The organism is Neobacillus muris (genome assembly GCF_943193175.1).
Taxonomy (GTDB): Bacteria; Bacillota; Bacilli; order Bacillales; family Cytobacillaceae; genus Neobacillus; species Neobacillus muris.
On sequence record NZ_CALPDF010000006.1, the window covers coordinates 104,552 to 118,272 of the forward strand.

General features: G+C 40.7%; 14 protein-coding genes and 1 tRNA gene. 9 read left to right on the forward strand and 6 right to left on the reverse strand.

Going from position 1 to position 13,721, the window contains the following annotated elements; all coding sequences use genetic code 11:
• The 3 genes from treP to treR all read left to right on the forward strand — a co-directional run bounded on the left by treP (position 1) and on the right by treR (position 3,899).
• Positions 1 to 1,425 (forward strand): PTS system trehalose-specific EIIBC component, encoded by a 1,425-nt coding sequence (treP, locus tag NFS43_RS06585; protein ID WP_251550694.1) that lies wholly within the window; start codon positions 1 to 3, stop codon positions 1,423 to 1,425.
• A gap of 77 nt (positions 1,426 to 1,502) precedes the next feature.
• A complete protein-coding gene (gene treC, locus NFS43_RS06590; RefSeq protein WP_251550696.1) occupies positions 1,503 to 3,170 on the forward strand; it encodes an alpha,alpha-phosphotrehalase in 1,668 nt (555 codons plus the stop codon).
• 15 nt (positions 3,171 to 3,185) lie between these two features.
• Positions 3,186 to 3,899: a trehalose operon repressor gene (treR, locus tag NFS43_RS06595; RefSeq protein WP_251550698.1), complete on the forward strand. Its 714-nt coding sequence runs from the start codon at positions 3,186 to 3,188 to the stop codon at positions 3,897 to 3,899.
• 58 nt (positions 3,900 to 3,957) lie between these two features.
• Here treR and NFS43_RS06600 read toward each other — a convergent pair whose 3' ends face one another.
• On the reverse strand, positions 3,958 to 4,731 hold the full coding sequence (locus NFS43_RS06600; protein WP_420910299.1) for a TerC family protein: 774 nt from the start codon (positions 4,729 to 4,731) through the stop codon (positions 3,958 to 3,960).
• Between the two features lie 306 nt (positions 4,732 to 5,037).
• On the opposite strand from NFS43_RS06600, the gene NFS43_RS06605 reads away from it, so the two are divergent.
• Positions 5,038 to 5,715, forward strand: coding sequence for an SOS response-associated peptidase (locus NFS43_RS06605; protein ID WP_251550700.1), 678 nt, complete (start codon positions 5,038 to 5,040; stop codon positions 5,713 to 5,715).
• 221 nt (positions 5,716 to 5,936) lie between these two features.
• Here the strand turns inward: NFS43_RS06605 and NFS43_RS06610 are convergent, their stop codons facing one another.
• The gene (locus tag NFS43_RS06610; RefSeq protein ID WP_251550702.1) at positions 5,937 to 6,422 is read right to left on the reverse strand and encodes a GNAT family N-acetyltransferase; all 486 of its coding nucleotides are present in this window, start codon (positions 6,420 to 6,422) and stop codon (positions 5,937 to 5,939) included.
• Positions 6,423 to 6,558: 136 nt separating this feature from the next.
• Entirely contained in the window at positions 6,559 to 6,996 is a 438-nt protein-coding gene (locus tag NFS43_RS06615; RefSeq protein WP_251550704.1) for a GNAT family N-acetyltransferase, read from the reverse strand.
• Positions 6,997 to 7,223: 227 nt separating this feature from the next.
• Between NFS43_RS06615 and NFS43_RS06620 the strand changes: the two genes are divergently transcribed.
• Positions 7,224 to 7,300: transfer RNA gene (locus NFS43_RS06620), tRNA-Pro, on the forward strand.
• Between the two features lie 97 nt (positions 7,301 to 7,397).
• Here the strand turns inward: NFS43_RS06620 and NFS43_RS06625 are convergent.
• Positions 7,398 to 7,946, reverse strand: a complete 549-nt coding sequence (locus NFS43_RS06625; protein ID WP_251550706.1) for a cysteine hydrolase family protein — start codon at positions 7,944 to 7,946, stop codon at positions 7,398 to 7,400.
• 216 nt (positions 7,947 to 8,162) lie between these two features.
• Between NFS43_RS06625 and NFS43_RS06630 the strand changes: the two genes are divergently transcribed.
• The 3 genes from NFS43_RS06630 (at position 8,163) to NFS43_RS06640 (ending at position 10,098) form a co-directional block, all read left to right on the forward strand.
• Positions 8,163 to 8,564, forward strand: coding sequence for a hypothetical protein (locus NFS43_RS06630; protein WP_251550708.1), 402 nt, complete (start codon positions 8,163 to 8,165; stop codon positions 8,562 to 8,564).
• 137 nt (positions 8,565 to 8,701) lie between these two features.
• Complete coding sequence (locus NFS43_RS06635; RefSeq protein WP_251550710.1) at positions 8,702 to 9,601, forward strand: alpha/beta hydrolase; 900 nt, start codon at positions 8,702 to 8,704, stop codon at positions 9,599 to 9,601.
• Entirely contained in the window at positions 9,601 to 10,098 is a 498-nt protein-coding gene (locus NFS43_RS06640) for a GNAT family N-acetyltransferase (protein ID WP_251550850.1), read from the forward strand. Before NFS43_RS06635 ends, NFS43_RS06640 begins: the two co-directional genes overlap by 1 nt.
• Positions 10,099 to 10,141: 43 nt before the next feature.
• Here NFS43_RS06640 and pdxR read toward each other — a convergent pair whose 3' ends face one another.
• Both pdxR and NFS43_RS06650 read right to left on the reverse strand, forming a co-directional pair.
• Positions 10,142 to 11,539, reverse strand: a complete 1,398-nt coding sequence (gene pdxR / locus NFS43_RS06645) for a MocR-like pyridoxine biosynthesis transcription factor PdxR (protein ID WP_251550720.1) — start codon at positions 11,537 to 11,539, stop codon at positions 10,142 to 10,144.
• Positions 11,540 to 11,688: 149 nt separating this feature from the next.
• Positions 11,689 to 12,201: a YbaK/EbsC family protein gene (locus NFS43_RS06650; RefSeq protein WP_251550722.1), complete on the reverse strand. Its 513-nt coding sequence runs from the start codon at positions 12,199 to 12,201 to the stop codon at positions 11,689 to 11,691.
• Positions 12,202 to 12,804: 603 nt separating this feature from the next.
• On the opposite strand from NFS43_RS06650, the gene NFS43_RS06655 reads away from it, so the two are divergent.
• The gene (locus NFS43_RS06655; RefSeq protein WP_251550724.1) at positions 12,805 to 13,719 is read left to right on the forward strand and encodes a DMT family transporter; all 915 of its coding nucleotides are present in this window, start codon (positions 12,805 to 12,807) and stop codon (positions 13,717 to 13,719) included.
• Positions 13,720 to 13,721: the final 2 nt, after the last annotated feature.

Sequence of the window (13,721 nt, forward strand, 5' to 3'; positions counted from 1 at the left end):
ATGTCAAAGTACACAGAGCCGGCAAAAGAACTTTTAGAACATATTGGCGGCAATGACAATATTGCTGCCGTTACTCATTGTTCTACAAGGATGCGCTTTGTTTTAAAGGATCCAAATAAAGCTGATATCAAAAAAATAGAAGCTATGAAGCTTGTAAAAGGGACTTTTACACAGGCAGGACAATTCCAAGTCATCATCGGAAATGAAGTGGCCAGCTTTTATAACGATTTTACCAAGGCTGCAGGAGTGGACGGCACCACTAAGGAAGAAGCAAAAGTGGCAGCTAAACAAAACATGAACTGGCTGCAGCGTGTGATGGCCCACCTTGCTGATATCTTCACTCCGCTAATTCCGGCGCTTGTTGTCGGCGGTTTAATTCTCGGCTTTCGAAATGTAATCGGTGACATTAAGCTGCTCGATGGCGGAACGAAAACGATTGTTGAAGTCTCTCAATTCTGGGCTGGTGTCCATTCGTTTCTATGGTTAATCGGCGAAGCAGTATTCCACTTCCTTCCAGTCGGCATTACCTGGTCGGTTGCCAAGAAAATGGGTGCTTCGCAAATTCTCGGGATTGTTTTAGGCATTACACTTGTATCACCACAGTTGCTAAACGCCTATGCGGTCGCTGGCGCTAAAGATATTCCTGTTTGGGATTTTGGTTTCGCTAAAATCGAAATGATTGGTTACCAGGCTCAAGTCATTCCAGCAATTTTAGCCGGACTCGTATTAGCCTTTCTAGAAACCAGGCTACGCAAAGTAGTTCCAAATTCGATTTCAATGATTGTTGTGCCATTTTTGTCATTAGTACCAACTGTATTAATCGCTCACACAATCTTAGGTCCTATCGGCTGGACGATTGGTTCTTGGATTTCTGATGTGGTTTATTCAAGCTTAACATCGGCATTCGGTTGGTTATTTGCAGCTATTTTTGGTTTCGCTTATGCTCCACTCGTTATTACCGGATTGCACCATATGACAAATGCGATTGACCTTCAATTAATGAGTGAGTTAGGCGGCACAAATCTATGGCCGATGATTGCCCTTTCAAATATTGCTCAAGGTTCAGCAGTTCTTGCGATGATTTATGTTAACCGCAAAAATGAAGAAGAAAAACAAGTCTCCATCCCTGCAGCCATATCTTGTTACCTAGGGGTGACCGAACCAGCAATGTTCGGAATCAACTTAAAATACGGCTTCCCATTCCTGGCAGCGATGATTGGATCGATGATTGCAGCCGTTGTATCTGTAGGCAGTGACGTAATGGCTAACTCCATCGGTGTCGGCGGACTGCCAGGTATCCTGTCGATTCAGCCGAAGCATATGCTGATGTTTGCAATCTGCATGGTCATTGCTATTGTGGTTCCATTCTTCTTAACCATTATTTTTGCAAAAACGGGTTTAAAGAAGTTACCATTTAAAAAGTAATATTGACTCCATTAAGGAGGGGGACCGTCTCCCTCCTTTTCCCCATTAGAATTTCATAAATAGGCAGGTGTTTTGCTATGACAGCAGCATGGTGGAAAAACGCAGTAGTATATCAAATTTATCCAAAAAGTTTTTATGACACAACTGGCTCTGGAACCGGAGATCTTCAGGGCATAACAAAAAAGCTGGATTACTTGAAGGAACTCGGTGTCGATGTCATATGGCTTACTCCCATTTATCAATCCCCCCAGCGGGATAATGGGTATGACATTAGTGATTATTATAAAATTTATGAAGAATACGGAACGATGGATGATTTTGAACAAATGGTTAAAGAAGCCCATAAGCGCGGGTTAAAGATTATTATGGATATTGTCATCAACCATACCTCCACAGAACATGAATGGTTTAAACAAGCCCGCTCTTCTAAAGATAATCCATTTCGGGATTTCTACATATGGAAGGACGGAAAAAACGGCGGGCCCCCTACCAACTGGGAATCCAAGTTTGGAGGTTCGGCTTGGCAATATGATGAAACTACAGGCCAATATTACCTCCATTTATTTGATGTGACCCAAGCAGACCTAAATTGGGAAAACGAGAAAGTGCGGGAATCCCTCTACGCGATGATGCATTTTTGGTTAAAGAAAGGCGTTGATGGTTTCAGATTAGATGTCATCAACTTGATTTCTAAAAATCAACAATTCCCACAGGATGAATCGGATGGAAGGAAATTTTATACAGATGGTCCAAGAATTCATGAATTCTTGCATGAAATGAATGAAAAGGTCTTTTCTAAATATGACATCATGACGGTTGGAGAAATGTCTTCTACCACGATTGAAAACTGTATTAACTATACCAATCCTGAACGTCAGGAATTAAATATGATTTTTAGTTTCCATCATCTAAAGGTAGATTACCCAAATGGTAAAAAGTGGGTCAAAGCCGATTTTGATTTTCTCGCTCTTAAAAAAATCATGTCACAATGGCAGATAGAAATGAATCGTGGCGGCGGCTGGAATGCCATATTCTTGAGCAATCACGACCAGCCTCGGCATTTGTCCAGATTTGGAGATGATCAAAAATATCACAAAGAATCAGGAAAAATGCTGGCTACAACCCTGCATATGATGCAAGGCACCCCGTTTGTTTATCAGGGGGAAGAAATCGGGATGACCAATCCCAAATTTGAATCCATTGATGAATACCGTGATGTAGAGTCCCTCAATATGTATAACCTATTTAAAAATAATGGGCTGGAGGAATCTGACATTCTTGATATTTTAAAGCAAAAATCCCGTGACAACTCACGCACTCCCGTTCAGTGGACCTCAGGCAAAGAAGCTGGGTTTACAACTGGGACGCCATGGATCCCAATTGCCTCAAATTATGGGGAAATCAATGTGGAACGGGCACTTAAGGATGAAGATTCCATTTTTTATCATTATCAAAAACTAATTCGGCTGAGAAAGGAATATTCCATCATTACAGATGGCAAATATGAAGTTTTATTAGAAGACGATGAACAAGTGTTTGCTTATGTGAGAAATAGCGGTGTGGAGAAATTGCTGGTGGTTAGCAATTTTTATGGCAGTGAAAAGACTATGGCCCTCCCAGCTCAGTTTACGCTTGATGGTTATGAGGTGAAGGTGTTACTCTCTAATTATAAGGATTCAGCACCGCTTAAACGGAAAATCCAGCTGCGTCCGTATGAATCAATTGTTTATTATTTGAACAAGTAACGGAGATGCCTTTTAATGACCACTAAGTATTTAACCATTTACAATACCCTTGTTGAGCAAATGAAAAGCGGTCAAATATTGCCCAGGACGCTTTTACCTTCTGAAAATGAGCTGGCGGAACAGTTTGACACATCACGGGAAACCATTCGAAAAGCGTTGAACTTACTTTCACAACATGGTTATATACAAAAAGTTCGAGGAAAAGGTTCTATTGTCATTGACATCAATAAGTTTGACTTCCCTATCTCTGGTCTTGTCAGCTTTAAAGAATTGGCTGATAAATTGAACAGAAGCCATCGGACGATTGTCAATGAACTTTCCTTAATCAAACCTGACCATTTTATCAGAAATCAGCTGCAGCTAACCCTCAAGGACCAAGTATGGAAAGTTATCCGGACGAGGGAAATCGGCGGCGAAAAAATTATTCTTGATAAAGATTATTTAAATAAAAAGTTCGTCCCGGAAATAACAACAGAAATCAGCGAAGACTCTATCTACAGCTACCTTGAAAATGAATTAAACTTGACCATCAGTTTTGCCAAAAAAGAAATTGTTGTCGAGGAGCCGACCGATGAGGATCGTTCCCTCCTGGACCTTGAAGGATACCACAATGTAGTGGTCATCAAAAGCCATGTTTATTTAGATGACGCCAGCCTTTTTCAATATACCGAATCTAGACATCGTCCGGATAAATTTAGGTTTGTAGATTTTGCCCGCCGTTCCCATTAAATGAAAGTTAAAAGCCTTATCCGGATCATCTATTCCGGATAAGGCTTTTTAATGGATTTTACTTCTCTTTTCCTGTTGCAGCTTCAGAATGTGACTTCTTTTTTTCGTTACGATAATGAACGATAAAGGTAGCAAGGAAAGCCAAAATTAAAATGCCAAAAAAGACGATGTGATCGACGTGAATCCCGAACACACTGGCAAACATTTTTACAGCAATGATTGCAATTAGAATAAATGCGGTATTCTCCAGTTCAGGTATTTTATCAATTAATACCAGGAACAGCTTGGCAACTGTACGCATCATGAGAATGCCCAGCAAGCCCCCTATTAGAAGAATCCAAACCTGTTCAGAAACCGCAAATGCCGCTAAAATACTATCGGCTGAGAAGGCAAGATCCATTAGCTCGACCGAGATAACGGTGCCCCAAAACACGCCAAATGTCCGAATCAGCCAGCCATCCTTCTTAATCCCCTCGCCATCCTCTTCTTTCTCTCCTAACCAAAAATGCTTAACTACAAGCCAAGCAAGGTATGCGGCCCCAAGCACCTTGATCCACCAGAATTTTATCAGCAGCATGCCAAGACCGATAAAGATAAATCGGAAAATATATGCGCCAAACAAACCATACGTCAGCGCTTTTTTTCGCTGGTCCAGCGGCAAATGTTTAACCATGACGGCCAGTACTAAGGCATTATCTGCGGATAGCAGCCCCTCCAGAATCACCAATGTGCCTATGTATCCCCAAGATACAGGATCGGATAATACCTCCGCCCACATCCCCCAATCAAAGAATGATGCATATGTCTCCATCACTTGCTGCCATATCTCCAAGTCATTTCCCCCTTCAGCAAAAATAGTAATATATTCACCTATAAATAAAAGTCAAAACAGAGCCCCTAATACGTCTATTAAGTGTAGGTCCAAAAATGGCGCTTACTCAAAGTTTTGTTTTTCCTCAGTGGCCACTAAGGGAAATCATAAAATGAAACCGATTAGGCTGCATTTTATACTGTTACTACGCGGACCTGGATAAAAAGGTTTCAAAATGTTGATTTTTCCTTAAAAACCACAGGCGCTTTTTGAATAGGGGGGTATTTTTTTGCTACAATGGAATTATCTTAGGATGAGGTGAACGGGATGTGCGGACGATTTACATTAACTGCAACGGTGGATGAACTTATTGATCGGTTTGACATACAAGCTTTTCTGGATGAAGAGAAGTATCTTCCAAGCTACAATATTGCCCCATCTCAGTCCGTATTAGCCATCATAAACGACGGCCAGTCAAACCGAATGGGATTTTTAAAATGGGGGCTGATTCCCTCTTGGGCAAAAGCCCCTGCTATTGGGAACAAACTGACCAATGCCAGAGCAGAGACCTTGGCAGAAAAACCAAGTTTCCAACAAGCCTATCGAAAAAAGAGATGTTTAATCATTGCCGATAGCTTCTATGAATGGAAGCGGTATGCTGACAAAACAAAAACGCCCATGCGAATTAAACTGAAATCGGGAGAATTATTCGGCATGGCAGGATTATGGGAGCATTGGAAATCTCCCAGTGGCGAATCCATTTTTTCCTGTTCAGTTGTAACAACTTCCCCAAATGAGTTAATGGCGGAAATTCATGACCGGATGCCTGTTATTTTAAAACCTGAAGATGAAAATACCTGGTTAAATCCTGCGATAAATGATATCGACATTTTACAAAAGTTGTTAGTTCCATTAGACCCAGCTCTAATGGAAGCATATGAAGTCTCTCCTTTGGTGAACTCTCCCAAAAACAATTCTATTGAACTAATCCAAAAAATGGGTTAAACCTATTTTTTGGAAACGGGACAAGTTTACTACATGTTTGAACAAGCCCCAACATAGATTGTAGTAACCCATTTAGTTTTTCCTTCTTTTTGAAAGTGGCTAAAAGCCGCTTTCTTTTTTTGATTGATCTCCCTCCTTCGTTTCTTATTTTTACATAAGACCAAAAAGAGCTGATGGAAACACCAGCTCTAAAAACCTTTGACTATAAGGTATTTTTAAACTTACAAATTCATATGGTATACGAACATTTCCCCTTTTGTTCCCATTACTCTCAGGCCCCTGTCCTCAAACCCTGATTTTTTATACACATGCTGAGCTAATGTATTTTTTACATTGACGCACAAGATTACTTCAGTTTTATCTGGGAATTGGGTTCTAACAAAGGCTGGCAGCATTTTCAATGACTGCTGGGCGATTCCTTTTCCCTGAAACGAAGGATTAACCGAATAAGCTCTTAATAATAAAGCTTTCTTATTATTATAGTAGTCTTTTACTCCTCCCGATTCATGCAGTACGAAGAAACCAGCAAGTGAATGATCAGAGAGGATCATAACAGGAAACCGCTCATCATCCTCGTCACATGCAGCTAATGCATCTAAAGGTTTTGCTGAAAATTGAGCTTGATCCTCCGGCAAAATATAATTTTCCATCTGCTGTTTATAGGCCGGGCAATAAAACTCCAAACGGATTGGATCAAGAACATTCATAGCTCCGCCACCTTTATCTGTGAATTTCAACATCTTCTGGGTTTTAATTGATTGAATTTTCTATTAATGTAGTCTGACAGTCTTTAACATAGCCATTTCTCCAGCCATCCTTTTTCTCCAAACGCACCAGGAATATTTATAAAGAAAAATAATAAAAGTAGTGGTTTTCTTTTTTAAATCCCATTTTTTCATATAGACTTTGGGCTGGATGATTGTCTTCTGCCGTTTCAAGCAAAATTCCTTTGGCATCATGTTCTTTGGCAAATTCGATCGACTGTTTGATTAATTTCTCCCCCAATTTTTTACCTCGTGCGTGTTTTTTTACATAAAGGTCATTTAAAATCCACGAACGCTGCATGTTGACGGATGAAAAGGATGGATACAGTTGAACGAACCCTACCGCTTCATTCTCATCAAAAGCAGCAAAAATGACCGATTCTTTGTTCAAGATCCGCTGTTTTAAAAACTCTTTGGCACCTGCTGTGTCAGACTCTTGCTTATAAAACTGTCTGTATAAATCAAAAAGTTCTGTTATTTGGTCCAAATCATGAAGAGTTGCTTTTTTAATAGTCAATGAAGAGTCCTCCTGCAAAAAAGTTTAAATGATAGTTTACGACTAGTATTGATGCTGATTTAACAATAAATAGTCTGGATATTTCAATATTTCGACATAAACTGTAAAATTCCTTGTCAATCATCAATCAAAATCCAATCTAAATATAGGCATATATTCTTGAAGGAAACATAGTTATTTTGTATAATTATAGAAAACTAAGCAAAAATTTATAAACATGCCATTTACGGGAAGTAGCTCAGTTTGGTAGAGCACCAGTATGGGGTACTGGGGGTCGCAGGTTCGATTCCTGTCTTTCCGACCACAACAACATCATTACAGCCCATCTAAAACCTAGATGGGCCTTTTGAGATTTTCCCAATTTAACGCTATAAAGTGCCGGGGGACTGTCCCCCAGCTGTTTAACGTTGTACAGTATGGAAGGACAGTTCCGCTTTTGCCATGACTTTGATGTCATTGGCGATTGTTTTTACGGTGCTTAAATTATGGTTATGATGTTGGAGGATGAGTTCTGCTGGGATGGCTCCATCTGCTGTTGTATGAGCGTCTGCAATTAGGATGACATCGTAGCCCAGGGTTACTGCTCTGCGGCATGTTGTGTCGACGCAGTACTCGGTTCTGACACCTCCAACTACTAAATCAGTAATCCCAAGTGATGTTAATTCCTGATGCAGCGGAGTTTCAAAGAAGGAATCCGTACTTTGTTTATGTATGACATAGTCACCATCTCTTGGTTCAATTCCTTCCGCAAATTGCCAAAAGGGTGTCCCTCTTTCCAAAAAACCTCCTGACTGCTCTTCGTGCTGAATGTAAAAAATCGGGATCTGCTCCTCTTCGGCTTTCCTTATCAAACTTTGAATGACCGTTAACGTTTCCTCCCTCTTATACACGCCATAAATCGGTCCCACCTGTAAATCAATCAGCAATAATGCTGCCTTTTTTTGATTCATTTCCTCCACTCCTATCCATAGAATTATAGTATTTAAGACATGATTCCTCTTTAATGGGATCTTTTGATCATATCAATCGCCATAGAACAAATTGGAATCAGGCGGCCTTTAAGAAAATTGACGAACAGTTCTTCCAAAAGGTTACCGAAAAGAAGGAATACTTTATCAAACAATCCCATAACATAGAATATATGTTCGCTAGAAGGAGGCGGTAATATGAAGCACGATCAGGAGATCATCACTGGGGATATGCTTGTTAAGTATTATGAGTTAAATAAGAAGAAAAAAGAAATTGAACTCGAAATGGATGGACTCAAAAATGCGTTTCAAAATTATTTTAATAATTTAGTAGGAACGAAGCAAAAAGGCGAAATTACCATTAGCGGTTTCAAACTTCAAAGGCAAATTAGGAAAACAGAAAAATATAACGAAGAAGAAACCGTGAAAAAGCTAGAGGAACTCCAAATGAATGACTTGATCCAAGTTGTCAAAAAGCCAGATGATCAAAAAATAAAAGCGGCTCTCAGTCTGGGACTGCTCAGTCCCAAACATCTAGAAAATTGCATTGTGACAACCATCTCCCCTGCTATCTCCGTTAAACCTGTAACCCCAAGATAATCTGCCGCTCCTCAGGATGCGGTTTTTTTATTAAAATAAATCGAACTGCTGCAAAATAACAAAGGATTTCCTCAAACCCTATAGAATTACATATATGATTATGCCTATACAACACTAAATAGAGAGGAGATAGAAACATGGCCAGTCAAGAAAGTATCTTGATAAAACAATTATTAAAGGCATCCATGAATAGAAATGCTACATCTGCCATGGACATTGCTGCAGCCCGCCAAGGGTTGGAAGCATTATCAGGATTAAATCCTGTAGCCAATGACATTAAAGTCGAAAAATTTTTATTTAAAGGCCTGTCGGCAGAATGGATTATAGCCCCAAATGCCGCAAATGACCGGGTTTTTTTATATTTGCATGGCGGAGCATACATAATGGGCAGCTGTAATACCCATCGGTATTTGGCTTCCAAATTATCTGCTGCCACCGGCGCAAGGATGTTAGTTCCAGAATACCGTCTTGCTCCGGAACATCCATATCCGGCAGCCCTTGAAGACGCTGTTACCGTGTACCGCTGGCTGCTATCCACTGGTTTTTCCCCCGAAAAAATAATACTCGGCGGCGATTCCGCTGGAGGCGGTTTAACGGTTTCGACGCTTCTTACCCTTAAAGAGGAGCGGGAGGCTTTGCCTGCCTTGGCTGTTCTCTTATCCCCGTGGACGGATTTAGCCGGAACAGGTGAATCAATGGAAACACGCGCAGCCGCCGATCCCTGGTTAACACCCGAGCAAACCCGTTCGGCACCAGCTTTGTACATTCAGGATCTAGACCCGAAAAACCCTATTGTATCCCCTATTTATGCTGATTTAAGCGGCTTGCCGCCCATGCTGGTCCACGTCGGAAATGATGAAATTCTTCTCAGTGATTCAGTCCGTCTCGTCGACAGGGTCCGGGCTGCTGGCGGTGAGGCATCCTTAAAAGTCTGGGATGATATGTGGCATGTGTTCCAATCCTTCGCCATTCCGGAAGGACAGAAGTCCATCGATGAAATTGGCAAATTTGTCCGAGGAAAGCTGGAAGCAAAATGATTATTCGAAAAATAAGAGTTTCCGATGCAGGGGAGTACCTAGAATTATGCAAAAAATTAGATACGGAAACAAAGTTTATGTTATTGGAGCCTGGTGAACGCAAAACAACAGTTGAGCAGCAAACACAAAGAATTAAGGATATTTTGGAACAAGATTGGTCTGTCCTCTTCGTATGTGAAACAAATGGAAAACTAGTCGGTTATCTCCTTGCCATTCGTGACCGTCATAAAAGGGCATTGCACAGTGCCTATATTGTGATTGGAATTCTCCAAGACTACACAGGGAAAGGGATTGGCAGCCAACTATTTGCTGAGTTAGAAGCATGGGCTCAAGCCAGACAAGTTCACAGGCTAGAACTTACTGTTATGTGCCATAATGAAGCCGCTGTAGTTCTTTATAAAAAAATAGGCTTTGAAATAGAAGGAGTGAAACGGCACTCTTTATTCATTGATGACCAGTTAATTGACGAGTACTACATGGGCAAATTGCTTTCATAACTTAATTAAATAAGGCACTAGGTTAAAAACCTAATGCCTTTTGCTAAATTACCCATGCTTTCTTTAAAAGTTCTATTCCATCTTCCAGTTCCCGTTCGGATAAACCGCCAAAACCAATAACTACCTTTGGGTATGGATCTTCCCGAGGTGTGGCAAAATAGATCGACAATGGGTATACTTTAACTCCCACTCGTTTTGCAGACTGAATCAACTGATCCTCAGACATGTTGTTTTTTACTGATAAAACAAGATGCAGACCTGATTTTTCACCGATTACCTCCACCTGATCCCCTAATAAACGATCAATAGCAGCCAATAGTGACTTATGTTTTTTACGGTAAAGTGTTCTCATTTTATTTATATGACTTTGCCAATATCCCTCGTTCATAAACCGAAATAACGTTTCTTGATGAAGGCGGGATACAGTCTGCTTATAAATGGCAAATCCATCCTGATAAGTTTGGATCAGTTTAGCCGGCAAGACCAAATAGCTGATTCGGATGGACGGAATTAAAGATTTAGAAAAAGTCCCGAGATAAACGACCCTGCCCAATGTATCAAGTGCCTGCAAAGAAGGAATTGGTTTTCCTTTATAACGGTACTCTCCATCATAATCATCCTCAATAATATACCCGTCCTTTATCTCGGCCCATTTCAAGAGTTCCATTCTCCGTACAATCGGCATGACCATTCCCATAGGGAATTGATGGGATGGAGTTACATAGGCAACTGTTGCAGGACTCTCTTTGAGCGCACCCATTTCCATCCCTGCTTCATCCAATGGAATGGGGACAGTTGGCACGCCATGGTGGTGTAATACGGTCCGGACCCGATGATACCCTGGCTCTTCTAATCCATACACATGTTCTTTGCCAATTAATAAAACTAATAGGTTCATGAGAACCTGCGTTCCTGCCCCGATAATAATTTGTTCCGCCGTGCATCTGACTCCTCTCGAAGCAAATAGATAGTTAGCTATTTCTTCACGAAGATTCCATTCTCCCTGAGGATCTCCATTATAAAAGACCGATGCTTGATCCTCATAAAGGGATTGAATGGTTAACTTCCTCCATGCCGTATAGGGAAACTGGGTTAAATCTACCCTGCCAGAATTAAAATCTATTTTTAGATCGCACTTTTTAATACTGGCACTTTCTGTTTTGAAGTTACCAGGCTCCATTTGGAAAAATTCTTCTAATGCGGCCACAAATAGTCCTTTGCGGGGCCTGCTTTCAACAAAACCCTCGGCATTCAATTGATCGTATGCGGCCTGGATGGTGTTTAAGCTTAACTTTAGGTAATTCGCTAAATGCCGCTTTGATGGCAATTTTTCCTGCGGCTTTATTCTCCCCAGAAGTATTTCTGATTTTAAATAATTCGTCAGTTGCATATACAATGGAGTCCTGCTGGAAGGATCCAAATTTGGAGTAATCTCGATCATTCATTTTCCCCACTTTAGTTAGCACCATTAATGGAACTAATTTTATACTTTTGATTATACTAGCCATAGGATTCAATTGAGCTATCAGGAATTTTCCTAAAAATAAATTGCAATCGAAAATAATTGCCTTCTGCCATGCCTCTATGAATTTAGTTATGGCTAGCTATTTCATCTTCCATGTGAGCGGCATCTTCCCAGTCCTTGCATACATCAATCCATCGCTTAGCAAAGGAATATTCTTCAATTTCCTGGCAGGTTAATTCAATAGCGGAATTATTGCTCCCGCAAGCTGGAAATAGAGTCTGAAACCGTTTCATTGACACATCCAAATAAACATCGAGGGTGTTTTTTAGACCAAACGGACATACACCACCAATTAGATGGCCGGTCTGTTCGAAGACTTCTTCTGGTGACAGCATCCGTGCCTTAAATCCAAATGTCTGCCGAAATTTCTTATTATCAATTTTGGCATCACCTGCTGCAACAATTAATATCGCCTTATCATCTTCTCCCCTTAACGATAAGGTTTTAGCAATGCGGGCAGAAATGACGCCGATTGTTTCAGCTGCTTGATCCACCGTTGCACTTAAAGTATCAAATTGCATAATCTCTTTTTCCCGGCCCCATTGTTGAAAATGGACCTTTACGCTTTTCAAAGACATAGTCCTCATCCTTCCTCTGTCATATTTATCAAGTATAATATCAATTGTAATTATACAGCAAAAAGGAGTTTCGGTTTCCCGAAACCCCCTTCTATCACTTAGCAGCAATCACTATCATTTCCCAGTAATACGAGGCCTTGACCGTCCTGGTCAAAATCCAGCACAAGACCCTCAACATAAAATTCGATGTCAGGTTCAATTGCTACTTGAATCTCATTAATCGTTACTACTATATCATTTTTAGCCGGCTCTTCCAGAGCCAGTCCTAACTCTGGCTCACTTCAGCCATAGCCTGCAAAATAGACACGAACGTTTTTAGCTTCGCTGTTATTGAACAATTGCTTCAATACATCACGAGCTAGATCTGTGATTTGCATTTCTCCCTCACCCTTCTAAAAATATACTCCCTTATCCTACTGGGTTTACGGAAAAAATGCCAGTATAACGTATTATGAATTAATTACAAAGGAGATTCCCTATTAAACTTCAATAGGAAGTGTAGTAAAATATTTTTATGATTTTTCTGATAATTAATGATATAATCTTTGTTGTATTTGGGGGTTAAATACTTCTAACGATTGGCAGCTCAGGGAGGTTTTTTTCTTGGATTCACATGGTGCAATCTTATCTTACCAAAGGACAAAGGGCGTTATTTTCGTTTTAATTGCAGCTATTTTATGGGGAGTTTCCGGTACGGCCGCACAGTACTTATTCACCCATCAAGGCTTCAGCTCAGGCTGGCTGGTTTCTGTCAGGCTGCTTTTTGCTGGGATCGGTATGCTTATCTTTGCCCATATTTCCGGAAGGCAAAACATCGGGGCTGTATGGAAAAATAAGTATGATGTAATACAGTTACTTACATTCGGTTTGATTGGGATGCTTGGTGTTCAATACACCTATTTTGCTGCCATAGAACACGGAAATGCAGCCACAGCCACCATTCTCCAGTATCTCGCACCCGTCATCATAGCCTGTTATTTCAGTTTCAAGTCGAAAAATCTGCCCACGAAACATGAGACCATTTCCATTTTTCTAGCTTTAGCTGGAACCTTTTTACTAGTTACCAAAGGAAATATTCACACTCTAAACATCTCCGCTCCGGCGCTTACATGGGGGATTCTTTCGGCCTTTGCCTTGGCTTTTTATACACTCTATCCCGCTGCCCTTTTATCTAAATTTGGTTCACTGGTTACAGTGGGCTGGGGCATGTTGATTGGCGGTCTGGCACTTAGCATCATCCACCCGCCTTGGAAATTCCAAGGGGACTGGTCAATTCCAGCTTTCTTGGCCGTTGTGTTTGTTGTCATATTTGGAACGTTAATACCATTCTTCTGCTATATGGAAAGTTTGAATTATATCAAAGCTTCAGAGGCAAGCTTGCTTGCTTGCGCTGAGCCATTATCGGCAGCATTTTTAGCGGTTGCTTGGCTTCATGTCTCATTTGGTTTGGCGGAATGGATTGGTTCTTTATCGATTATTGCTACAATTTTTATTCTATCTGACAGAAAACGGGCATAATT